This window comes from Actinoplanes palleronii, from assembly GCF_016862315.1.
GTDB lineage: Bacteria > Actinomycetota > Actinomycetes > Mycobacteriales > Micromonosporaceae > Actinoplanes > Actinoplanes palleronii.
Map to the genome: position 1 here is coordinate 13325 of NZ_BOMS01000004.1, position 22249 is coordinate 35573.

A 22249-nucleotide genomic window follows, 5' to 3' on the forward strand; every position below is an offset into this window, starting at 1 on the left:
CGCTCGGCGGACGGCCGGCAGACCGGCTGGCGCTCAGGGGTGCCTCCGCAACGCGGAGGCACCCCTGAGGACCAGCCAAGACCGGGAGTCGCGCTGCGGTCTGGCGTGCGGCGGGTCTTGCGGGGCCGGGATACACCCGTGCGGCGCTCAGCGGTCTGGGGTGGGACTGCGTCGCGGGGAGGCCCGGGACTCCGCTGCTGCTCTCGTGATGGCCCGAGTTCGTACCGTATGGGGTTGATCTAAAGCGGTCGGATCGGCGGGAACGCGTCCTCCAGGTCGCGGGCGGCGGCCAGGGCGATGTGCTCGCCGTGCAGGCGGGCGATGACCTGGACGCCGAGCGGGCGGCGGCCGGTGACGCCGGTCGGGACGGCGACCGCGGGCAGGCCGAGGAAGTTCGCGGTGACCAGCAGGCGGTGGGCCTTCCAGAGTGCGGTGGTGGCGGCCGGGCCGGACAGGTCGAAACCGATCAGCGGCATCGGCTGGGTGGTGACCGGACCGAGAACGATCGGGTAGCGGGCGTGGAACGCGCGCCACGCGGCGGCGTGCACAAAACGCTCCGCCCAGGCGCCCTGGTAGGCCGCCGAGGTGTCCAGGAGTTCGACGTCGACGATGTTGTCCTTGAAGTACTGGACGGTGCCGGCCGACAGCGGGCCCGGGAAGATCCCCGGGGTCAGCAGCATGGGTGCGTTCTCGGTCGAGGAGAGCTGACGCCAGAGGGTGGCGCAGCGGTCCACCGACGGCGGCTCGACCTCCTCGACGTCCCAGCCGGCCGCGGCGAGCGCGGCCGCCGCAGCCCGGACCGCCGACGCGGTCTGCGCGTCGACGCCCCACCCGGCCGGGTCGACGGTGACCGCGACCCGGCGCGGACCGTCATAACCGGACGGGTGCTCGACGGTCACGCTCAGCGGGTCGACGTCGTCGGCGCCGTGCATCACGCCGAAGAGCAGGTCGAGGTCGGCGACCGAGCGGGCCAGCGGACCGTTCACCGCCATGTGCTGAATCGACAGCGGCAGCGGCTCGACACTCCGGGACGGCGCGGCCACCCGGCCGGCCGAGGTGCGCAGCGCGGTGATCCCGGCGGCGTGCGCGGGCAGCCGCAGCGAGCCGCCGTAGTCGTTGCCGAGACCGATCGCGACCATGCCGGTGGCGACCGCGACCGCGTCGCCGCCGCTGGAGCCGCCCGGCACCCGGGTGTCGTCCCACGGGTTGACCGTGCGGCCGAACAGGTCGTTGTCGGTGTCCCAGCGCAGGCCGATGTCCGGCATGTTCCCGCGGGCGACCGGGATCGCGCCGGCGGCCAGGAGCTTGTCGACGAACGTGGCGTTGGCCGCCGGCACGTTGCCGGCCGCGAACGGCAGCCCGGACGTGGTCGCCGACCAGGTCAGGTCGATGTTCTCCTTGACCGAGATCGGCACCCCGGCGAGCGGGCCCGGGTCCTGCCCGGCGGCGATCCGGGCGTCGAGCGCCGCGGCCGCCTCCCGGGCCCGCTCGGCGAGGACCACGGTGACCGCGTTGACCTGCGGGTTCACCGCACCGATCCGGGCCAGGGAGGCGTCCACGACGGCGGCCGCGGTGAACGTGCCGCGGCGCACCCCGCCGGCGATCTCGGTGGCGGTCAGGTTGTTCATCGTGGTGCCTTTCCTTCAGGGAGGACCGTGCAGGTCAGCGCGGTCTCGCCGAGCTGGAGCCGCTGCCGGTTCGGGACGGTCGTGACGGCCAGCCAGCGGTGTTCGCCGGTGCCCGGTGCGGGCACGAACTCCGGCGCGTCGCTGCTCGCCACGGTGAGCCGCAGGGCGTGCCCGGCCGGCAGCCGGTACCCGACGTGACCCAGGTCGAGCTCGACGGCGAACGCGGCGCCGGGGTCGAGGATGGTCTGCTGTCCGCGAGCGATCAGCTTGGCCGTGCCGTCGGGTGCGACGTCGAGCAGCCGGGCGAACAGGTCCATCTCCGGGCCGTCCGAGCCGGCCGTGGCGCGCAGCCGGATCGGGCCGGCCAGGTCGAGCGGCGCGGTGACCGGTGCGGCGGTGAAGGCGAGCACGTCCGGGCGGTCGGCGAGGTGCCGCTCGTCCGGGTATTCGGCGAGGAACGAGAACGCGTCGGCGACCGGGGACGGCACCGGGTCGGCGGCGTCGTGGATCCAGGTGGCGGTCTCGGCCGGGCCGGTCCCGGCGACCGGCGCGGTGGTCAGCGTGCCGCCCGGCGCGGCGCCCGCGGCCGCGGCGGCACCGGCCGGGCGCAGGACGATCTCGTGCGCCGCGGGCGGCGGCCAGGCGACGTCGGCGCGGTGGGCCGGGTCGCCGGAGTTGGCCAGCTGCCAGCGCACCCGCGGCAGGTCCCGGTCCTGCCCGCGCAGGAAGACGTCGAAGAACTCGATCGCCGGGTCCAGGTACCGGGGCAGCGCGGCGTCCGAGTCGGCCGTGCGGACCAGCGGGTCGAGCTCGAAGTGGCTGTGGTTCTCGTGGTCGATCGCCTCGAGCAGCAGGTACTCGTTGCGCGCCCAGGCCGGGCGGCGCTGGATCTCCCGGTGGTCGTGCCAGGACCACGGTGCGCAGTTGTCCCACCAGCCGATGGTCATCAGCACCGGCACCGGTGGCGCGTCGAACGGGCTGCCGGCCGGGAAGCGGCGCAGGGTGACCGGGTGCGGGAACCACACGTCGTACGACGCCGAGCGGCTGCCGACCGTCGCGAAGAACTCCTCGACCTGCGCGGCCAGGGGGCGCCGCGACCAGTCGAACTCCCACTCGAGCATGTCCTGATCGTGGAACATGCTGAGCGGGTACACCCGGGCTACGCCCATCTCGGTGTCGTGGGTGCGCTGCCCCGGGACCGGACCGGGCAGCTCGCCGAGGCGGGTGCCGGTGACCCGGGGCGCGATCGCGCGCAGCGCCGGATGCCCGGTGGAGGCGGCGGCCCACTGGGTGAAGCCGTAGTACGAGTCGCCCCACATCCCGACCACGCCGTCCGACCACTCCTGCTGGACGATCCAGTCGAGGGTGTCGTGGCCGTCGTACGCCTCGTTGACGAAGAGCAGGGTTTCGCCCTCGGAGCGGAACTTCCCGCGGACGTCCTGCACCACCATGGTGTAACCACGGGCGGTGAAGTAGGCGGCCACCCGGGGCATGAACGTGTACTCGCCGCACTTGTCGTACGGAAGCCTGGTCAGGATGACCGGGCCGGGCTGCGGATCTACGGGAAGATAGACGTCGGTGGCCAGACGGACACCGTCGCGCATCCGCACCATGTGCTGGGTCGCCGCGGGAGAGACCGGCCCGGGGCCGGTGCGCTGGACGGAGATGGTCATCAGAGCACCTCGAAGAAGCGGATGCGGACCTGGCCGGCCTCGCCGCGGGCCAGCCCCACGAAGACCGAGGAGTTCAGCCACGCGTGTGCCGGGGCGTCGGTGCTGAACTTCGGGCTGGTGCGGTAGTAGTACTCGGTCTCCGGGATGTCCTCGCCGGCCTCGACCCGCGCGTCGATCTCCGGGGTGGCCCGCCAGAAGCCGCGGTTGTCGATGTCGATCACGCTGCCGTCGTCGGCCTGCAGCAGGTACCGCGCGTCCAGCTCGGTCACCTGTCCGCGGGTCACCGACCAGTCGCCGCCGCCGGCCAGGACCGTGCCGTTCAGGCGGGGTCCGGAGACGGTGCCGCCGGTGATCGGGGTGAACATCAGGACCTCGTCCGGGCCGCGGCCGACGTGCCGGGTCTCGGCCACGTCGACCCGGGCCTCGAAGACGAAGACCAGGCGGGGGTCGGGGAGTTCAGGCATGACGGTCCTCGTTTTCTTTTCCGAAATGACAATCAATTAGGCTGAGCGAAATCGACCGGAGGGGGCGGGGATGGGCCGGCCGAGCATGGCAGCCGAGCGGACCGAACAGATCATGCAGGCCACCGCGCGCTGCCTGCAGAAACACGGTCTCGCCGGGACGACCCTGGAACGGGTCGCCGAGGAGTCCGGGCTGAGCCGCAGCCACGTGCGGCACTACGTCGGCAACCGCGACGACCTGCTGCAGAAGTTCGCGAACTGGCTCTACTCCGGGTACGAGGCCGAGTTCATCGGCCGGATCGCCGGGGCGGACGGCCGCGACAAGCTGCCGATCGTGATGGACTACCTGTTCAGCACGGGTTTCCTGCCGATCAGCGACGACGACACGGTGATCCGCGAGCTGATCACCGCGGGGATCGCCGACGAGCGCATCCGGGTCGTCATGCAGACCCACTACACGCAGGCGATCCAGTCGGTCGAGGACGCGCTCGCCGCGGAACACCCGGAGGCCTCCCCGGGAGCGCGGCGCGCGGTGGCCTACGGCCTGTGGTGCCTGGCGATGGGCAACTCGATGATGGCCGAGCTGCAGCTGCCGGTGGCCTCCGGCGGCCTGGTCCGCGCGGCCGCGGAGTCCCTGCTGGAACGGCTCAGCAGACACGGTTGACCTCCCGGGTCGGCACCCAGCCCGGGCGCGGGACCGATCCGATCAACTTCCTGGTGTACGGGTCGGACGGCGCGGAGAGCACCTCCGCCACCGTGCCCGACTCGACCACCCGGCCGCGGTGCATCACCACCACGTCCTCGCAGACGTGCTGCACCACGGACAGGTCGTGGGTGATGAACAGGTACGCCACCCCGGTCGCGGCCCGCGCGTCGACCAGCAGGTTCAGGATCTGCGCCTGGATCGACACGTCGAGCGCGGCCACCGCCTCGTCGAGGACCAGCAGCTTCGGGTCGGCGGCGAGGGCCCTGGCGATCGCCACCCGCTGCCGCTGCCCGCCGGAGAGCGCCCGGGGCAGCGCCGGGCCGTGCCGCTCGTCCAGCCCGACCAGGTTCAGCAGCTCGGCGCTCCGGGCGGCGCGCCCGGCCCGGTCGAGCGTGGTGTGGTGCGCGAGCACCTCGGTGAGGCAGCTCGTCACGGTCTGCCGGCGGTCCAGCGACTGGTACGGGTCCTGGAACACCATCTGCACCGTCGACGCCCGGCGCTCGCCCTCGATCGTGACCGTCCCGGAGGTGGCCTTCTCCAGCCCCGTGATGATCCGCGCGCACGTGGTCTTGCCCGAGCCGGACTCCCCCACCACGGCGAGGGACCCGCCGGTCGGCACCGAGAAGCTCACCCCGTCCACCGCGACGAACCGCCCCTTGAACACTTTGCGCAGGTCACGTACCTCAAGCAACACTCGGCGTCTCCCTGGGAAGAAGGTGGCAGGCGGCCAGTCCGGAGTCGATCGGCAGCAGCGCCGGGCGGACGTCCCGGCACAGCCCGGCCGCCTGAGGGCACCGGTCGGCGAAGACACACCCGGCCGGCGCGTCGAACGCCGACTGCGGTGACCCCGGCACGGTCGCCAGCCGCTCCCCCGGCGCCACCGTCCCGGGCCGCGAGCGCAGCAGCGCCTGCGTGTACGGGTGCCGGGCGTCCTCGTGCAGCCGGTCGGCGGGCAGGATCTCGACGATCTCCCCGGCGTACATCACCGCGATCCGGTCGCACACCGCGGCGGCCAGTTCCAGGTCGTGCGAGATGAACAGCAGCGCGCTGCCGTGCTCGCGGCGCCGCTCGTTGAGGATCGCCACCACCTCCTCCTGGGTGGTGACGTCCAGCGCCGTGGTCGGCTCGTCGGCCAGGATCAGCTTCGGCGAGGTGGCCAGCGCGGCTGCGATCACCACCCGTTGCAGCAGGCCGCCGGAGAGCTCGTGCGGGCGCTGGCGCAGCCGCCGTGCGACGTGGTCGACACCGACGTCGGCGAGCAGCCCGGCCGCCCGTGTCCGCGCGTCGGACCGACTGACACCCTGGTCACGCAGCACCTCGGTGAGGAAGTCGCCGATCGTCCGGACCGGGTTGACGGTGGCCCGCGGGTCCTGGAAGACCATCGCCACGTCCTGCGAGCGCATCCGGCGCAGCCCGGCGCCGTCCAGCGTGTGCACGTCGGTGTCGCCGAACCGGACCGTGCCGGTGGCCCGGGCGCCCGGCGGCAGCAGCCGCAGCACCGACTTGACCGTCATCGACTTGCCCGAACCGGACTCGCCGACCAGGCCGACGGCCTCCCCGGCCGCCACCGACAGGGTGACGTCCCGCAGGATCGGCCGGCCGTTGATCTCCACCCGGAGGTGGTCGAACTCCAGCATCGTCACCGGACACCTCCGCCGAATCGTTCGGCCAGCCGCTCGGCGACCACGGTGAAGGCCACCACGGTGATCACCACGGCGACGGCGGCCTCGATGGACTGTTGCGGGAAACCCGCCAGGATGGACGGCTGACCGTTCGCGATCATCAGGCCCCAGTCCGAGGCCGGTGGTTGCAGGCCGAGGCCGAGGAAGGAGATCGAGGCCAGGTCGATCATGGCGTACCCGAAACCGATCGCGGCCTGGACCACCAGCAGCGGCGCCAGGTTCGGCAGCAGATGCCGCAGGCAGATGTGCCATCCGGAGAAGCCCTGCACCCGCAGCGCCTCGATGTACGGCAGGTTCCGCTCACGCAAGGCCGCGGCCCGCATCACCCGGGCGATCATCGGCACGAAGGCCAGTGACAGCGCGACCACCGGCGCGGTGAACCCGGCCCCGAAGATCGCCGCCACGGTGATCGCCAGGACCAGCCCGGGGAACGCGAACAGGATGTCGAGCAGCCGGGAGACCGCCGCGTCGAACCAGCCGCCGAACCAGGCCGCGGTCACCGCGAGCGCGGTGCCGGCGGTGCCGGCCGCGAGGACCACGATCAGCGGGCCGGCCAGGCTGGTGCGGGCGCCGGCCATCAGCCGGGACAGCAGGTCACGGCCCAGGTCGTCGGTGCCGAGCGGATGGTCGCCGGTGAACGGGGCGTAGGCGTTCAGCGGGTCGACGGCGGTCGGGTCGTGCGGCGTGATCCACGGCGCGAGGAGCGCGAGCAGCACCACGAGCACGCAGACGACGGCGGCCGCCATGGGGACAAATCGGATTTTTACTAAACGTCGAGGGAGAGCCAGGGTGCTCACGAGTCACTTCCCCGTCGGCGGATCATGCGGTCCGCTCCGTCAGCAGCCGCGGGTCGAGGACCGCGTTGAGCACGTCGACCAGCATGTTGACCACCAGGAACGCGGCCACCAGCAGCAGCGACAGCACCTGCACCACCACCAGGTCCTGCCGGGCCGCGCTCTGCACCAGCAGCGAGCCGAGCCCGCTCACCCCGAACGCCTGCTCGGCCACCGCGGTGCCGGCGAACAGCCCGGCCACGGTCACCCCGGAGACCGCCAGGATCGGCGGCGCGGCGTTGCGCAGCACGTGCCGGCGCAGCACCGCCAGGCGCGGCAGGCCCCGGGCCCGGGCCGCGGCCACGTGGTCGGCGGCGAGTTCGGCGCGGACCTCGGTGCGGGTGATCCGGCTGACGTAGGCGAGGTAGCCGCCGCTGAGCGCGAGCGCCGGCAGCGTCAAGTGGTGGATCCGGTCCCCGAACCCCTCGCCGGAGCCGAAGACCGGGAACCAGGACAGCTTGGTCGCGAAGATCCAGATCAGCAGGATCGCGGCCACGAACGCCGGCGCCGCCATCAGGATCGTGGTGACCACCGTGAGCGCGCCGTCGACGACCTTGCCGGCCGCTCCGGCGAGCACACCGGAGACCACCCCGATCACCAGGATCACCACCGACGCGTACGCCACCAGCAGCGCGGTGGTGCCGATCCGCGACGAGATCAGCGTGGTGACCGGCTCCTTGAGCACCATCGACGTGCCCGGGTCACCGGTGAGCAGGCCACCGAGCCAGTGCCCGTACTGCACCCAGAACGGGTCGTCCAGGTGGTACTGCGCGCGGATCGCGGCCATCGTCGCCGGTGTGACCTCGTGCCCGCCGGCCAGGATGCTCGCCGGGTCCCCCGGTGCCAGGTAGAGCGCCCCGAAGATGACCACACTGGCGACCGCCACGGTGGCCAGCATCCCGCCGAGCTTCCGGGCCACGAACCAGATCATGCGGTGCCCACCTGAGCGGCCCAGGCCGAACTGATGTAGGAGAACGACGCCGGCGCCCCGGTGACCCGCTTGTTCAGGAACAGCCGGTTGTACGACTCGGCCAGGGTGATCTGCAGCTTGGCCGGCCCGAAGATCGCCTGCGCGGCCACGAACGCCTGCGCCGACGCGGCCGGGTCGGTCGCCGACACCGCGGTCACGATGTTCTTGGTGACCGCGGTGTCCTCGTAGTTCGTCCAGTTGAACAGCGCGCCCTTGAGCACGAAGCCCGGCGCGTAGTACAGCGCGCCCGGCACCTCGAGATACCCGGTGGTGGCGATGAAGTCGATGCCCTTGCGCAGCGCCGGGTCATAGAACAGCCCGGCGAACTCGGCCGCCTGCAACTGCTTGATCGTCATCTTCAGCCCGATCTGCTGGGCGGCGGCCTGCGCGATCGTGGCGGTCTGCAGCAGCGACTGGTCACCGGCCGGCAGCGCGATCACCAGGTCGGTGCGGCTCGGCGAGGCGTCGGCGACCAACTGCTTGGCCTTCGCCAGGTCGGCCTTCGAGGTGTCCGGCAGGGCCGCGTACCCGGCGTCGTAGACGCTCTTGGCCGGACTGCCGTTCCAGGCCATCGGCGGGGTGAACGTCTTGAGCGGCTCACCGGCGCCCTTGAGCACGCTCGTCACGAAGCTGGTCTTGTCGATCGCCAGGTCGAGCGCCTGGCGGATCCTCGGGTCGGCGGCCGGGCCGTCGGTGGCGACCGCGCCGAGGCTGAACGTCTCGGTGCTCGGCCCGAAGTACAGCTTGCCCACGCTGGCCTTCTGCAGGGCGGCGATGCTGCCGGCCGGCGCGCCGTAGACGCCGTCCACCTCGCCGGAGAGCAACGCGCTGGTCAGCGTGCTGCTGTCGGTCAGGAACACGAACTGGAAGCTGGCCGCCTTCGCCTTGCGCGCGGTGTCCCAGTAGGTCTCGTTCCGCTTCAGGGTGATCTTCTGGCCGCTCTGCCAGGAGTCCAGCCGGAACGGCCCGGTGCACATCAGCCCGCCGCTCGCGGTGCCGAACCCGGCCGCCGCCGTGGTCGCGTACTTCTCCTCGATGATCGCGCCCGGCACACCGGCCAGGTCCGGCACGAACTGCATGTCCGGCGCGGTGAACGTGACCGTGACCTCGAGCGGGCCGGTCCTGGCGATCGTCTTGACGTTCGCGAACACGTGCGCGCTGTAGGACGCCAGCTTCGGGTCCATGTTCCGCTTCAGGCTGTAGACCACGTCGTCGGCGGTCAGCGCCGCGCCGTCCCAGAACGTCACGCCGGCTCGCAGGGTGATCACCACGGTGGTGGCGTCCTTCTGGGTGACCGCGCTGGCCAGGCCGGGTGACGTCGAGTAGTCGGTGTTCAGCCGGAGCAGGCTCTCGCAGAGGTTGGTGCCGACCGTGTTCGCCGAGTAGTCCCCGGTCCGGGCCGGGTCGAGCGACGCCGGCTCACCGGACGGCAGCGCCCAGGTGACGCTGTCGACGTCTCCGGTCGCGGCCGGCGTGGTCTCGGTCAGCTCGATCGTCGCCGCGGCCGCCGGCCCGCCGCCGGACCCACCACCGCAGCCGGCCACCGCGACGCTCAGCACGACAGCCGAAGCCGCCAGCGCTATCTTGATGATCATCTATGTATCTCCCTGGACTAGGGCACGAGAACGCACCACCGGAACGCCGCGGGGACCACCCGCCGACCGGTCGCGGGTCCGGCGGCGTGTGGCGACGGTCTCAGAGTCCCGCCCAGGCCTGTAGATTGTCAATCCTGGAAATCAACTATTAACTACTCGCCCAGCTAACCCCCGTTCACCAGGAGTCTTACCAGCTGGATAGTCCATCTTTTTCGACGAAAAACCTTTTCCGGTACGGCCGTGGAGCCCCGCCGCGGGCCACGCGCCGCGGTGGTCTCACGCGGCACCGCGCGGCGCCGGGTCCCTGAGCGACTCGCGCTTCCCCCGGCTGGCAAGATCATGCACCGTGATCATTGATGCCTACTTATCCAGCACGCGTTGCGTGGTGGGGACGCCGTGAGTAATCCGGATCTCGGGGAGGCTCGCCGGTGAGGGCGGTCATCGTCGCGGCGGCCGTCGCGTTCATCATCTCGCTGCTCGGCACGCCGGTGGCGATCCGGGTCTTCACCGCGCTCAAGGCCGGGCAGCCGATCCGGTCCCTCGGGCTCGCCTCGAGCGACGGCAAGAGGGGCACCCCCGCGATGGGCGGCGTGGTGTTCATCGTGGCGACCCTGTTCGCCTACGTCGCCGGGCACCTGGCGCTGACCACGCTGCCCGACCGGCAGATCGCGCAGGCGAAGCCGACCATGACGGCGCTCGTCCTGCTCGGGCTGTTCGTCTTCTGCGGCGCGGTCGGCTTCGTCGACGACCTGCTCAAGGTGCGCCAGAAGAACTCCGACGGCCTGTCCGCGAAGGGCAAGCTGCTCGGTCAGGTGATCATCGGCACCGGGTTCGGCATCGCCGCGCTCTACGTGGCGAGCACCAACGGCCAGACCGTGGCCAGCGAGCACATCTCGTTCATCCAGGACATCAGCTGGCTGAACGTCGGCAAGGTCGGCTCGGTGATGATGTTCGTCTTCGTGATCACCGCGATGTCGAACGGCGTGAACCTCACCGACGGCCTCGACGGCCTGGCCACCGGCGCGTCGATGCTGGTGCTCGGCGCGTACGCGCTGATCGGCTACTGGCAGTACCGGCACTGGTGCGCCGACGACACGTACGCCCGCGCGAACGACTACTGCTACCAGGTCCGGGATCCGCTGGAGATCTCCATGATCGCCGCGGCCGCGGCCTGTGCCTGCCTGGGCTTCCTGTGGTGGAACACGTCCCCGGCGCGGATCTTCATGGGCGACGTCGGCGCGCTCGGCCTCGGCGCCCTGATCGGCGGCCTCGCGGTGGCGACCCGCACCACGCTGCTCTCGATCCTGATCGGCGGGCTGTTCGTCATCATCACGGTCACCTGGGTGATCCAGATCGTCTCGTTCAAGACCACCGGCAAACGGGTCTTCCGGATGGTGCCGCTGCACCACCACTTCGAGCTGGCCGGGTGGAGCGAGGTCAACATCGTGGTCCGGTTCTGGACCATCGCCGGCGTCTGCGTGGCAGCCGGCCTGGGCCTGTTCTACTCGGACTTCCTGACCGCCGTCGGCTAGCACCTCAGCGACGGCCGGCCGCCGCGCGGCGTCAGCGCGGGATGATCTGCACGCCGCGGGGCGGGAGGAAGCCGTCGATGCCCAGGCCGACCGGGTCGCCGGTCCGGTTGATCAGGAACCGGTGACCCGACCGGACCGCCGGCTCCACCCGCCGCCGGAGCTCCGGCGGCAGCTCGCTCGCGGCGCAGCCGGTGCCGATGCGCGTTGTCACCCGCGGCGATCACGCCACCGGTGCTACGTCACTCCCCGGACTCCTTGGGCCGGCCCGCTTCGCGCCGATAAGTACCCCGTGCAGACCCACGAAGCCGAGGACGGCGCATGAGCGGTCGTTCGACGAGTGGGCCCCGCCACCTGTGGTGGATCTACTTGACGGTCACCACCGTGCTCGCGGTCGTCTACGTCACCGTGCCGTTCAACGGCGGCACCCGATGGATCTACGTGCTGGTCAACAGCACCGCGCCGTTCGCCGTCTGGATCGGTCAGCGCGGGCACTCCCCGCAGCGCCGGGGCGGGTGGCTGGTGATCGGCGCCGGGCTGCTGTTCTCGGCGGCCGGCGACGTGATCTTCGCGGTGCACACCGCCCGCAACGGCGGCGCGGCGTTCCCGTCCAGCGCGGACGTGTTCTACCTGTTCGGGCACCTGACCATCGCGGCCGGCACGGCGATGCTCGCCGCCCGGGCCGGGCGGACCGCGTTCGTCGACTCGGCGGTGATCCTCACCCCGCTGGCCAGCATCGCCTGGATCCTGGTCGTCGAGCCGACGATGACCGTCGGCGGCAGCACCCTCGCCCAGTTCTTCGCGGTCTCCGCGCCGGTGAACACGCTGATCGTGGTGTACTGCGCGCTGGCCCTGGCGCTCGGCGTGGAGCTGCGCACGCCCGGGGTGCGCTGGCTGCTGTCCGGGCTGGTGCTCTGGTTCGTCTCCGACGCGCTCTACACGCATCAGGGGCTGACCGGCACGTACACCGAGGGCGGCCTGATCGACCTCGGCTGGATGGCGATGCCGATCCTGATCGGCACGGCCGGCCTGCACCCGTCGATGGTGGCCACCACCCCGCGGCGCTCCGCGGTGAGCACGCTGACCCTGCCGCGGGCGCTGACCCTGTTCGGCGCCGCGCTGATCCTGCCCACCCTGAACCTGTGCTGGGAGCCGGGGCACTCCGAGGTGCCGATGGTGCTCGGCTCGGCGCTGTCCATCGCGCTCGTCGCGATCCGGCTGATCGGGCCGATCCACGAGCTGTCCTGGCGGGCCGGGCACGACCCGCTGACCGGGCTGGTCAACCGCAGCCTGCTGATGGACCGGGTGACGCTGGCCCTGAGCGCGCTGCCGGACGGCGGGTCGGCCCGCGTCGGCCTGCTCTTCTGCGACCTGGACCACTTCAAGAACGTCAACGACAGCCTCGGCCACGACGCCGGCGACCAGCTGCTCATGGAGATCAGCACCCGGCTGCGGGCCGCGGTGCGGGACGCCGACGTGGTGTGCCGGCTGGGTGGCGACGAGTTCGTCATCCTGATGCCGGACACCACCGAGGAGCAGGCCGTGGAGATCGCGGAACGGGTGGCCGAGCGGCTCGGCGTACCCATGAGGCTCTCCGACGGCACCGAGTTCTTCGCCTCGTTGTCGATCGGGCTGCGCACCACCGGCGATCCGGACGCCGACCCGGACGCCCTGGTGCAGGACGCCGACACCGCGATGTACCAGGCCAAGGCGGCCGGCCGGGGCCGGGTGGTGCGGTTCGACGCGGAGATCCGCACGGAGGCCGCGCTGCGGCTGCGGCTGGACGCCGACCTGCGCCGGGCGCTCACCCACCCGGGCGAGCTGTTCTGTGTCTACCAGCCGGTGTTCCGGGTCGACGACGGCCGGCTGAGCTCGGTGGAGGCGCTGGTCCGGTGGCAGCACCCGGTGGACGGGATCCTGCCGCCGGCCGAGTTCGTGCCGATCGCCGAGGCGGCCGGCACCATCGCGCAGCTGTTCACGCTGGTGCTCGAGCAGACCCTGGCCGAGCAGCGCCGCTGGTTCCACCAGACCGGGCGGTGGATCCCGGTCGCGGTCAACCTGTCGCCGCACCAGCTCGACGGATCCACCGCCGAGCTGGTGCTCTCCATGATCGAACGGATCGGCACCCCGGCGGACCAGCTCACCCTGGAGCTGACCGAGACCGGGCTCGCCGATCCGGCGACGGTGGACGGCGCGCTCGGCCCGCTGCGGCGCGCCGGGGTCAAGATCGCTGTCGACGATTTCGGTACGGGGTACTCGTCGATGGCCCGGGTCGCCGACCACGGCTGGGACATCGTCAAGATCGACCGCGCGTTCGTCGCCGGCATCCACCGTGACCAGGCGCGGTGCGCGCTCGCCGACGCGATGGTCAAGATGGCGCACGCCCTCGGCATGGTGACCGTCGCCGAGGGCGTCGACAACGCCGCCGACCTGCAGGTGCTCGCCCGGCTCGGCTGCGAGTACGCCCAGGGCTACCTGCTGGCCCGCCCGCTCGACGCGGCCGGCATCCTGGAGCTGGCCGGCCTGGAGACCCGCACGTCGGTGGAGTTACGCCCCGGCGGCGTCCAGGCGAGCCAGCTGTGAGGCGTCCAGCTTGACGTCCACGGCCGGGATCAGGTCCTCGAACTGCTCCACGGTCCGCGGGCCGATCAGCGGGATCACCGACGGGTCGCCCTGGTGCAGCAGCCAGGCCAGGACCGTACGGTTCGGCGTGGTCCCGAGCTCGGCGGCCACCTCGGCCAGCACCGCCAGCCGGGCGTCCACGTCCGGCCCCTCGTAGTTGTCCATCATCCAGTGGCCGGAGCGTTTGGCCGGGTCGTCGTAGATGCCCTTGAGGATCGGCGAGTACGCGACCAGTTGCAGGTCCGGGTGCGTGGCCAGATAGTCCTGCTGCTCGGCGCCGACGATCGAGGCGGACGTGTTGCCGGCCTTCGGACGCAGGTACGAGTGCTGCTGCTGCAGAGCCACCGGCGCCACCCAGCCGTGCCGCTCGCACAGCTGCCGGATCCGCTCCAGCCGCCAGGTGCGCACGTTCGACCAGCCGAGGTAGCGCACCTTGCCCGCGGTGACCAGCCCGGACAGCGCCTCCAGGGTCTCCTCGAGCGGGGTGCCCAGGTCGTCCACGTGCACGTAGTACAGGTCGACGTGGTCGGTGCCGAGCCGCCGCAGGCTGCCGTCCAGGGCGTGCCGCAGGGTGTCCGCGCCGGCGCCCTCGAAGGTCTTCCGGGCGAGCTCCCAGTCCGGGTTCCCGTCGGCGTCCCACAGGTCCGGCGAGTAGGCCGGCACCGCGCTGCCCTTGGTGGCCAGGAAGACCTGGTCACGGTGGTTGCCGGCGCGCAACCAGCGACCCAGCAGTTCCTCGCTCTCCCCGCCCCGGCTGCCGACGCGCCGCCACCACTCGTAACAGTCCGCGGTGTCCAGGAAGGCGCCACCGGCCTCGCGGTAGCGGTCCAGGATCCGGATCGAGTCGGCCTCACTGGTGACGCCGCCCATCTGCATGGCGCCGAGGGCGAGCTTGCTGACCTGAGTTCCGGTTCGTCCCAGTTCGATCATTTCCATACGGACGACGCTAGGACCTGGAGCGCGCTCCAGGTCAACCTCGCGCGCTCCCCCGGGTGACCGGGCCCACATTCCGATACGAGAGCGTTCCGTTTCTATACGACGGGGGCTACTGTCCCCATTGAGATACGGAACGGTTCCGTTTCATAACCGGGGGGAAACACCGGATGAACGCCGAAGTACAACCCCAGACCGGGCACCCCCGGCGCTGGGCCATCCTGGGCGTGCTGGTCATCAGCCTGCTCGTGGTGGTGCTCGACAACACCGTGCTGAACGTGGCACTGCGCATCATCGCCGACCCGCAGCACGGGCTCGGCGCGACGCAGAGCCAGCTCGAATGGGCCATCAACTCGTACACCCTGGTCTTCGCCGGCATGCTGTTCACCGCCGGCATCCTGGCCGACCGGCTGGGCCGCCGGATCACCCTGGCCGTCGGCCTGGTGCTGTTCGGCATCGCGTCGCTGATCTCCGCGTACGCCGGCTCGCCGGACCAGCTGATCGCCGCCCGCGCGGTGATGGGCCTGGGCGCCGCGGCCGTCATGCCCGCCACTCTGTCGATCATCGCGAACGTCTTCGAGCCGAAGGAGCGCGGCCGCGCCATCGGTGTCTGGGCCGGCGCGGTCGGCCTCGCGGTCGCCCTCGGCCCGATTCTCGGCGGCTTCCTGCTGGAGAACTTCTGGTGGGGCTCGGTCTTCCTGATCAACGTGCCGATCGTGATCGCCGGCGTGATCCTGGTCTTCGTCCTGGTGCCGGAGTCGCGTGACCCCAAGCCGGGCCGGATCGACGTGGTCGGCGTCCTGCTCTCGGTGATCGGCCTGACCCTGCTCACCTACGGCGTGATCAAGGGCGGCGAGGACGGCTTCGGCGACACCCTGGCCTGGGCCCCGATCCTCAGCGGCGTGCTGGTCCTGGTCGGCTTCGTGCTCTACGAGCTGCGGGTCGAGTTCCCGTCGCTGGACGTGCGGCTCTTCAAGAACCGTCAGTTCTCCGCGTCGACTTCCATGATCGGCCTGGTCTTCTTCGCGGCCATGGGCTCGATGTTCTTCGGCGCGTTCTACCTGCAGCTGGTCCGCGGTTACGGCCCGCTCGCCTCCGGCGCGCTGTTCGTCCCGTTCGCGGTCGGCCAGATGGTCTTCGCCCCGATCAGCTCGAACATGGTCAAGAAGTTCGGCCCGAAGCTGGTCAGCACGGTCGGCCTGCTGCTCGTCGCGACCGGCCTGGGCACCTGGCTGCTGATCGGCACCGAGACCCCGATCGCCGTGGTCGCCGTCGCGTTCTTCCTGATGGGCGTCGGCATGGCGAACGTGATGCCGCCGGCCACCGAGTCGATCATGGCAGCGCTGCCCCGGGAGAAGGCCGGCGTCGGCTCCGCGGTCAGCAACACCATCCGGCAGCTCGGCGGGGCCCTCGGCGTCGCGGTACTGGGCGCCATCCTCTCCTCGGTCTACCGCGACAACCTGGGCACCGCCACCGACGGCCTGCCCGGCGCGGCGGCCGACGCGGCCCGCGAGTCCATCTCCGGGGCGTACGCGGTGGCCGAGCAGGCCGGCCAGGCCGGGTCCGCGCTGATCACCACCGCCAACGAGGCGTACGTCACGGCGATGCACTGGGCGGCCCTCGGCTCGCTGGTGTTCGCGCTGCTCGGCGCGCTGGTCGCGGTGATCTTCCTCCCCGGCAAGCGGCCGGAGGGTCCGCACAGCCCGGTTCTCGCCGAGGAGCAGGGCGTGGCCCTGGTCGAGGCGTAACCCGTCGGTAACAATGAATCCCATGACCAGCACCGTCCCGGCCGCCCAGGAGCGTAAAGCTCCTGGCCGGCCCCGCAACGCCCAGGCCGACGAGGCCATCCTCGACGCGGTGCTCGCACTGATGTCGGAGGGGCAGAGCGCGACGGCCGTCTCGATCGAGGCGGTCGCCGCGCGTGCCGGGGTCGGCAAGGCCACCATCTACCGTCGGTGGCCGAACAAGGAATCGCTGCTGATCGACGCGGTGCGCAGCATGAAGGGCCCGATCCCGGAGCTGCCGGGCGCATCGGTGCGCGACGACCTGATCGCCATGGTCACCGCGAACCGGTCGTCCCGGAGCCGGGAGTTCGGCAAGGTCACCGCGTGTCTGCTGCCGGAGTTGCAGCGGGACGCCGAACTGAGCCGGATGCACCATGCGGTGATGGAGCCCCGGCGCGAGGTGATGCGCACGATCCTGCGGCGCGGCATCGCCGGCGGGGAGCTGCGGGCCGACCTGAACATCGAGCTGACCCTGCTGATGCTCTCCGGGCCGTCGATGATGCAGGGCCTGTTCGGGATCGACACCGGCGTCACCGACGACGACTTCCCGACGACGCTGGTCGACTCGCTGCTGCGGGGCGCGGCCGCCTGACCCCCGAAGTGTGTGAAGTTGCGGCGCCCTCCGCACCCAAACTTCACACACACGGGGCCGCCGGGCGCTGCGTGGGGACTTTCGGCGCGCTCCGCACCACAACTTCACACACACGAGGTGGCCGGGCGCTGCGTGGGGACTTTCGGCGCGCTCCGCACCACAACTTCACACACACGGGGTGGCTGGGGGCTGCGTGGGGAGTTTGGGTGCGGAGCGCGCCGCAACTTCACACACACCGGGGAAGCCGAAACCGACAAAGCCGAAGAACCCGATTTTCCAGCGCGAAAGCCTTTCGCACTGCTGCAATCGGGAGCATGGGACCCCGGCGTGACGACAACAGGTCCGAGCCGAGGCCGGCGCGGGCCGGCGTGCACACGGCTCTACGGGCCTGGCGAGAGAGCCTGATCGATCTCGGCGACAACAATCGCCTGATCAACTTCACCGGCGGCAACGCCGACCTCGTGGAGATCACCGCACCGGACCCGGACCGGGTGGTCACCGCCCTGACCCGCGGCGCCCGGTGCGCCTTCACCGGGCCGGGCGGCGCGGGAGCCGAACGAGAGAACACGCTCCGCACCGAGCTGCCCGTCCGCTCGCTCGGCCCGGTGCTGCGCCGGCTGATGCGCCGCTCCCAGCAGGAGTACCTGGACCGCGGCGTCGCCGTCCTGCACCTCGCGCTCGGCCTGCTCAACTGGCGCCTGGCCGACGACGACGAGGACGCCGACAGCGAGTCCACCAGCCACGCCAGCCCGCTGCTGCTGCTCCCCGCCGAACTGGTACCGAGCGAGTCCGGCGACCTGCCCGAGCTGCGGCTGCGCGACGAGGAGCCGGTGCTCAACCCGGCCCTGGTGCTGCGGCTGCGCCAGTCCGGTGTCACCCTGCCCGGCCTGGAACCCGGCGCCGAGTTGAACGTCTCGGAGTTCTGGGCGCACTTCACCGACACGGTCGCCCGCCGGCACGGCTGGCACATCGAACGCACCGTGATCCTGACCTGCCTCACGTTCCACAAGGAGGCGATCTACCGGGACCTGCAGGAGAATGAGGAGCGGATCCTGGCCCACCCGGTGGTCCGCGCGCTGGCCACCACCGACCAGCACCGGCAGACCGACGCGTTCAGGTTCACCCCGATCCGGCCGGACGAGGTGGACCGGCTCACCCCGCCCGAGGACGTGCCGCTGGTCCTGGACGCCGACTCGTCGCAGCGGGCCTGCGTGGCCGCCGCGCTGGCCGGGCACAGCTTCGTGATGGACGGTCCGCCCGGCACCGGCAAGTCGCAGACCGTGGCCAACATGATCGGCGCGCTGCTGCACGCCGGCAAGCGGGTGCTGTTCGTCTCGGAGAAGGTGGCCGCGCTCGACGTGGTGCGCAACCGGCTGGCCGAGGCCGGTCTGGACCGCTACATCCTGGAGCTGCACGGGCAGCAGGCCGGCCGCCGCGAGGTCGCGACGCTGCTCGCGGCCGCGGTGGACGAGGCGCCGGAGGCGCCCGGGGAAGGCCCGGCTGTCGACCGCGGTGCGCTCCGGGAGCGCCGCGAGAAATTGACTGCTTTCGCGTACGCCATGAACCAGACCCGCCAGCCCCTCGGCGCCACCCTGCACGAGATCATCGGCCGTTGCGCCGGACTGTCCGAGGCCCCGGCCGCCCCGGTGCCGGCCATCACCCCGGACGCGCTCACCCCGGACGTGATGCGCCGGGTCCGCGAGGCCACCGACCAGCTCGCCCGCTCGTGGCGCGCGATGGCCGGCGGCGACGACCTGCTCTGGCGCGACGTGATCACCCGTGAGCCGCTCGATCCGGCGCTGAGCCGGGCCGAGAAGGCGCTCGCCACCCTGGCCCGCTCGGCCCGGATCGCCGACGCCGCGGCGCACGCGTTCGGGCTGCGCCGCCCGGATGACGCGGCCACCCTGGCCCGGCTCGCCGAGCACGCCGGCACCCGGCCGTCCCGGGTCGCCGACTCCTGGCTGACCGCGGACGACCTGGCCCCGGTCCGCCAGGCCGCCGACCGGCGCAGCGACGAGCTGGCCACCGCGGCCACGGCCGCCGAGGCGGTACGCCAGCGCGCCGGCGTGGACTGGACCGCGCTGCCGTCGCCCGCCGACCTGCCGGTGGTCCCCGACCTGAGCGCGCTGACCGCGCCGGTCGAGCTGGACGCGCTGACCGCCGCCGACGCCGACGACCTGGCCCGCTCGTTCACCCGGGCCGCCGAGCAGCTCGACAAGCACCGGCGGGCGGTCGACCGGGTCACCGCCAAGCTCGGGCTGCCGCCGGCCACCACGATCCGGGACATCTCCCGGGTGGCCGCCGTCGCCGAGCTGGGCGTGCGCCCGCACAAGCCGGAACGGTTCTGGTTCGGGCCGGGCGCGCTGACCGGGGTGCAGAACGGGTCGAGCGCGCTGCGCCGGGCCCTGGAGGCGCTCGTCGGTGCGGAGATCCAGGCCCGGCCGTACTTCGCCGAGGCGATCCTGGCCCAGCCGGTCGAGGAGCTCGCCGAGCGCTTCACCAACGTCCATCGCGGGTTCGGGAAGCTGCGGGCGGCGTACCGGCGGGACAAGCGGCAGGTGGCCGGCTTCGTGCTGCCGACCGCGCACCTCGGCGACGCGATCGACCGGATCGGCACGGCGGTCGCCTGGAAGCGGGCCCGGCAGGAGCTGGCCGCGGCGGAACACGCGTACGCGACGGTGCTGGGCCGCTACTGGCAGGGCCGGGGCACCGACTTCGCGGCCGTCGACGAGGCGATCGCGGTGGCCACCTCGGCGCTGGCCGCGGCACCGCCGTCCGGGGTGGAGGCGGTGCTCGGCTACCTCTGCGCGCCCGCTCCCGACCCGGAGCCGATCCGGGTCGTCGCCGAGGCCCGGGACGCGCTGCTGCGCTGGCAGGCCACGCTGCGCCCGGCGCCCTATCCGGCGGCCCGCCCCGAGCTGGTGTCCGGCCCGATCGAGGACGCGATCACCTGGCTGACCGCGCACACCGCGGCTCTGCACGCCACACTGGAGACGCTGCGCGCCTACGACACCGCGACCGGGCGCACCCTCGACTACGCCGAGACCGTACGCCTGGCCGAGCTGCGCACCACGGCGGCGCGGGCCGAGGCGGCGCTCTCCGGTCGTACCGGACCATTGCTCGACACCGCGAGCGAACCGCCTGCCGATCCCGCCGCGGTCGCCGAAGCGGTCGCCTGGGCCGCCGAGGTCCGCCGGTTCCGCGGTCCGGAGGCGCCGCTCACCGCGGAGCAGGTCGCGGCGCTGCGTGACCTGCGGCCGATCGTCGGGCTGGCCGAACGGGCGCAGGAGTGGACCGAGGCGAGCCACGCGGTGCTCGCCGGGTTCGGGCCCTCGCGCCAGGCCGGCCTGCGCGAACAGTTCGACGACTACCCGCGGGCGTCCGCGTTCCTGCGGGCCGCCCGGGACGACAGCAGCGGGCAGGAGGAGTGGTTCGCCTGCCTCGACGCCCGGGACGTGCTCACCTTCCACGGCCTGGACGCCGCCGTCGAGTTCTGCGCCGACCAGCACCTGGACAGCGCGGACGTGCCGGCCGTGCTGGAACGCGCGCTGCTGCACGGCTGGGTCGACGCGGTGGTCCGGGCCGACAACCGGCTGCGGCCCTGGCGGGGCGAGGACCGGGACCGCCTGGTCACCGAGTTCCGGCAGGCCGACGAGAAGCTCGCGGCGGTCGCGGCCCGCGAGATCATCGCGGCGGTCGAGGCCCGCCGGCCGGCCGCCGACAGCACGGCCGCGGGCCTGTTGCGGCGGGAGGCGATGAAGGCCGATCGGCAACTTCCGGTACGGGATCTGATCGCCCGGGCCCGTGACGTCGTGCTCGCCCTGCGCCCGTGCGTGCTGGCGTCGCCGCTGACCGTGAGTCAGTCGCTGCCACCGGACATCGGCTTCGACGCGGTCATCTTCGACGAGGCCTCGCAGATCACCCCGGCCGACGCGATCAACTGCATCTACCGCGGCACCGCCCTGATCACCGCGGGCGACGACCGGCAGCTGCCACCGACGTCGTTCTTCGACCGGACCTACTCGGCGGTGGACACCGACACCGAGGTGCTCGACTACCAGTCGGTGCTGGAGCTGGCCAAGGCCTGCGGCGCGTTCCCCGGGATGGGCCTGACCTGGCACTACCGCAGCCGGCACCAGGCGCTCGTGGCGTTCGCCAACGACGCGTTCTACCAGGGCCGGCTGAGCACGTTCCCGGCGCCGGGCAACGGCGGGCCGGACACCGGCGTCGAGTTGTTCCCGGTGGCCGGTGTCTACCGCCGCAGCACCAGCCGGGACAACCCGATCGAGGCCGAACGGGTCGCCGAGCGGATCGTGCACCACTTCACCACCCGGCCCGGGCACACGCTGGGCGTCGTCACGTTCTCGGTGGCGCAGGCCGAGGCGATCGACCGGGCCCTCGAGAAGATCGCCGCCGGTCATCCGGCGCTGGAACGCGCGGTCGCCGACGACCGCCTGCACGGCTTCTTCGTGAAGAGCCTGGAGTCGGTCCAGGGCGACGAACGCGACGTCATGATCTTCTCGATCGGCTACGGCTACGACGAAGCCGGCAAGATCAGCGCCAACTTCGGGGCGCTGAACCGGACCAACGGCTGGCGGCGGCTGAACGTCGCGATCACCCGGGCCCGGCACCGGGTGGAGCTGGTCACCTCGATCCTGTCCCGGGACGTCCCGGAGTCGGAGAACGAGGGTGTCCGGCAGCTGGCGGCGTACCTGGACTACGTGGAGCGCGGCACCGGCGACACCAGCCTGGACTCCTCCGACGCGCCCGGCGCGTTCGTGGACTCGGTCCTGGAGACCGTCCGGTCCTGGGGTTATCCGGCCCGGACCGGCCTGGGCACGTCCGGCGGCCGGGTCGACATCGCGATCCGGCACCCGGAGGACCCGGCCGGCGACTACCTGCTCGGGGTCCGCTGCGACGGGCCGGGCTACCGGGACTGCCCGGCCGCGCGCGACCGGGACCGGCTCACCGACCAGGTCCTGATCGACCTGGGCTGGACGTTGCACCGGGCCTGGGCCCTGTCCTGGTACCGCGACCGGGCCGGCGAGGAGTCCCGCCTGCGCGCCGCCCTGGACCGCGCCGCGGCGTCCCGCCCGGCCCGCACCGGCGCGGTCGAGGGCCCGGCCGCCGACCGCGCCCCGAACGCCCGCCCCCGCATCCTCCGCGGCGAGCCGGCCCGCAAGTAGCCGTCCCGGGCTGGTGCTGGGGGGTGTCTCCGCGTCGCGGAGACACCCCCCAGCA

16 protein-coding genes are annotated in these 22249 nt (G+C 72.2%); 6 read left to right on the plus strand and 10 right to left on the minus strand.

Annotation, left to right across the window (positions count from 1 at the left end):
- Window positions 1-239: 239 nt before the first annotated feature.
- Genes Apa02nite_RS00710 through Apa02nite_RS00720 form a run of 3 tightly spaced genes read right to left on the minus strand, consistent with a single transcriptional unit; the run spans window position 240 to window position 3765 of the window.
- Window positions 240-1628, minus strand: coding sequence for an amidase family protein (locus tag Apa02nite_RS00710; RefSeq protein WP_203823344.1), 1389 nt, complete (start codon window positions 1626-1628; stop codon window positions 240-242).
- On the minus strand, window positions 1625-3301 hold the full coding sequence (locus tag Apa02nite_RS00715; RefSeq protein ID WP_203823345.1) for a CocE/NonD family hydrolase: 1677 nt from the start codon (window positions 3299-3301) through the stop codon (window positions 1625-1627). Before Apa02nite_RS00715 ends, Apa02nite_RS00710 begins: the two co-directional genes overlap by 4 nt.
- Entirely contained in the window at window positions 3301-3765 is a 465-nt protein-coding gene (locus Apa02nite_RS00720) for a DUF3237 domain-containing protein (RefSeq protein WP_203823346.1), read from the minus strand. Before Apa02nite_RS00720 ends, Apa02nite_RS00715 begins: the two co-directional genes overlap by 1 nt.
- A gap of 85 nt (window positions 3766-3850) precedes the next feature.
- On the opposite strand from Apa02nite_RS00720, the gene Apa02nite_RS00725 reads away from it, so the two are divergent.
- Window positions 3851-4426 carry a TetR/AcrR family transcriptional regulator gene (locus tag Apa02nite_RS00725; protein ID WP_198170474.1) on the plus strand — a complete coding sequence of 192 codons (576 nt, stop codon included), beginning with the start codon at window positions 3851-3853 and terminating at the stop codon, window positions 4424-4426.
- On the opposite strand, the gene Apa02nite_RS00730 is transcribed toward Apa02nite_RS00725, so the two are convergent.
- From Apa02nite_RS00730 to Apa02nite_RS00750, 5 genes are all read right to left on the minus strand, one after another.
- Window positions 4410-5162, minus strand: a complete 753-nt coding sequence (locus Apa02nite_RS00730) for an ABC transporter ATP-binding protein (RefSeq protein WP_203823347.1) — start codon at window positions 5160-5162, stop codon at window positions 4410-4412. The two genes, Apa02nite_RS00725 and Apa02nite_RS00730, sit on opposite strands and share 17 nt — an antisense overlap.
- Window positions 5152-6105 carry an ABC transporter ATP-binding protein gene (locus Apa02nite_RS00735; RefSeq protein ID WP_239164032.1) on the minus strand — a complete coding sequence of 318 codons (954 nt, stop codon included), beginning with the start codon at window positions 6103-6105 and terminating at the stop codon, window positions 5152-5154. The genes Apa02nite_RS00730 and Apa02nite_RS00735 overlap by 11 nt, the downstream gene beginning before the upstream one ends.
- Before the next feature lie 2 nt (window positions 6106-6107).
- The gene (locus tag Apa02nite_RS00740; protein ID WP_203823349.1) at window positions 6108-6896 is read right to left on the minus strand and encodes an ABC transporter permease; all 789 of its coding nucleotides are present in this window, start codon (window positions 6894-6896) and stop codon (window positions 6108-6110) included.
- Window positions 6897-6969: 73 nt separating this feature from the next.
- Window positions 6970-7914 carry an ABC transporter permease gene (locus Apa02nite_RS00745; RefSeq protein ID WP_239164020.1) on the minus strand — a complete coding sequence of 315 codons (945 nt, stop codon included), beginning with the start codon at window positions 7912-7914 and terminating at the stop codon, window positions 6970-6972.
- The gene (locus Apa02nite_RS00750) at window positions 7911-9548 is read right to left on the minus strand and encodes an ABC transporter substrate-binding protein (protein ID WP_203823350.1); all 1638 of its coding nucleotides are present in this window, start codon (window positions 9546-9548) and stop codon (window positions 7911-7913) included. Before Apa02nite_RS00750 ends, Apa02nite_RS00745 begins: the two co-directional genes overlap by 4 nt.
- A 428-nt stretch (window positions 9549-9976) precedes the next feature.
- Here Apa02nite_RS00750 and mraY point away from each other — a divergent pair, with 428 nt between their 5' ends.
- On the plus strand, window positions 9977-11080 hold the full coding sequence (gene mraY, locus Apa02nite_RS00755; protein ID WP_067684607.1) for a phospho-N-acetylmuramoyl-pentapeptide-transferase: 1104 nt from the start codon (window positions 9977-9979) through the stop codon (window positions 11078-11080).
- 31 nt (window positions 11081-11111) lie between these two features.
- On the opposite strand, the gene Apa02nite_RS00760 is transcribed toward mraY, so the two are convergent.
- Window positions 11112-11291: a hypothetical protein gene (locus tag Apa02nite_RS00760; RefSeq protein ID WP_203823351.1), complete on the minus strand. Its 180-nt coding sequence runs from the start codon at window positions 11289-11291 to the stop codon at window positions 11112-11114.
- 107 nt (window positions 11292-11398) lie between these two features.
- Here Apa02nite_RS00760 and Apa02nite_RS00765 point away from each other — a divergent pair, with 107 nt between their 5' ends.
- Window positions 11399-13660, plus strand: a complete 2262-nt coding sequence (locus Apa02nite_RS00765; RefSeq protein ID WP_203823352.1) for a putative bifunctional diguanylate cyclase/phosphodiesterase — start codon at window positions 11399-11401, stop codon at window positions 13658-13660.
- On the opposite strand, the gene Apa02nite_RS00770 is transcribed toward Apa02nite_RS00765, so the two are convergent.
- Entirely contained in the window at window positions 13625-14635 is a 1011-nt protein-coding gene (locus Apa02nite_RS00770; protein WP_203823353.1) for an aldo/keto reductase, read from the minus strand. The genes Apa02nite_RS00765 and Apa02nite_RS00770 overlap by 36 nt on opposite strands.
- A 167-nt stretch (window positions 14636-14802) precedes the next feature.
- Here Apa02nite_RS00770 and Apa02nite_RS00775 point away from each other — a divergent pair, with 167 nt between their 5' ends.
- The 3 genes from Apa02nite_RS00775 (at window position 14803) to Apa02nite_RS00785 (ending at window position 22194) form a co-directional block, all read left to right on the plus strand.
- Window positions 14803-16380 (plus strand): MFS transporter, encoded by a 1578-nt coding sequence (locus Apa02nite_RS00775; RefSeq protein WP_203823354.1) that lies wholly within the window; start codon window positions 14803-14805, stop codon window positions 16378-16380.
- A 22-nt stretch (window positions 16381-16402) separates the two neighbouring features.
- The gene (locus Apa02nite_RS00780) at window positions 16403-17008 is read left to right on the plus strand and encodes a TetR/AcrR family transcriptional regulator (RefSeq protein ID WP_239164021.1); all 606 of its coding nucleotides are present in this window, start codon (window positions 16403-16405) and stop codon (window positions 17006-17008) included.
- A 314-nt stretch (window positions 17009-17322) separates the two neighbouring features.
- Window positions 17323-22194, plus strand: a complete 4872-nt coding sequence (locus Apa02nite_RS00785) for a PDDEXK-like endonuclease domain-containing protein (RefSeq protein WP_203823356.1) — start codon at window positions 17323-17325, stop codon at window positions 22192-22194.
- Window positions 22195-22249 lie beyond the last annotated feature (55 nt).

What these genes read in the sequence shown, in the direction of transcription:
- Apa02nite_RS00770 (WP_203823353.1), bottom strand. Translation starts at nt 14,635, where the DNA reads ATGGAAATGATCGAACTGGGACGAACCGGAACTCAGGTCAGCAAGCTC.
- Apa02nite_RS00715 (WP_203823345.1), bottom strand. Translation starts at nt 3,301, where the DNA reads ATGACCATCTCCGTCCAGCGCACCGGCCCCGGGCCGGTCTCTCCCGCG.
- Apa02nite_RS00720 (WP_203823346.1), bottom strand. Translation starts at nt 3,765, where the DNA reads ATGCCTGAACTCCCCGACCCCCGCCTGGTCTTCGTCTTCGAGGCCCGG.
- Apa02nite_RS00785 (WP_203823356.1), top strand. Translation starts at nt 17,323, where the DNA reads ATGGGACCCCGGCGTGACGACAACAGGTCCGAGCCGAGGCCGGCGCGG.
- Apa02nite_RS00765 (WP_203823352.1), top strand. Translation starts at nt 11,399, where the DNA reads ATGAGCGGTCGTTCGACGAGTGGGCCCCGCCACCTGTGGTGGATCTAC.
- Apa02nite_RS00740 (WP_203823349.1), bottom strand. Translation starts at nt 6,896, where the DNA reads ATGGCGGCCGCCGTCGTCTGCGTGCTCGTGGTGCTGCTCGCGCTCCTC.
- Apa02nite_RS00750 (WP_203823350.1), bottom strand. Translation starts at nt 9,548, where the DNA reads ATGATCATCAAGATAGCGCTGGCGGCTTCGGCTGTCGTGCTGAGCGTC.
- Apa02nite_RS00710 (WP_203823344.1), bottom strand. Translation starts at nt 1,628, where the DNA reads ATGAACAACCTGACCGCCACCGAGATCGCCGGCGGGGTGCGCCGCGGC.
- Apa02nite_RS00745 (WP_239164020.1), bottom strand. Translation starts at nt 7,914, where the DNA reads ATGATCTGGTTCGTGGCCCGGAAGCTCGGCGGGATGCTGGCCACCGTG.
- Apa02nite_RS00775 (WP_203823354.1), top strand. Translation starts at nt 14,803, where the DNA reads ATGAACGCCGAAGTACAACCCCAGACCGGGCACCCCCGGCGCTGGGCC.
- Apa02nite_RS00725 (WP_198170474.1), top strand. Translation starts at nt 3,851, where the DNA reads ATGGCAGCCGAGCGGACCGAACAGATCATGCAGGCCACCGCGCGCTGC.
- Apa02nite_RS00735 (WP_239164032.1), bottom strand. Translation starts at nt 6,105, where the DNA reads ATGCTGGAGTTCGACCACCTCCGGGTGGAGATCAACGGCCGGCCGATC.
- Apa02nite_RS00780 (WP_239164021.1), top strand. Translation starts at nt 16,403, where the DNA reads ATGACCAGCACCGTCCCGGCCGCCCAGGAGCGTAAAGCTCCTGGCCGG.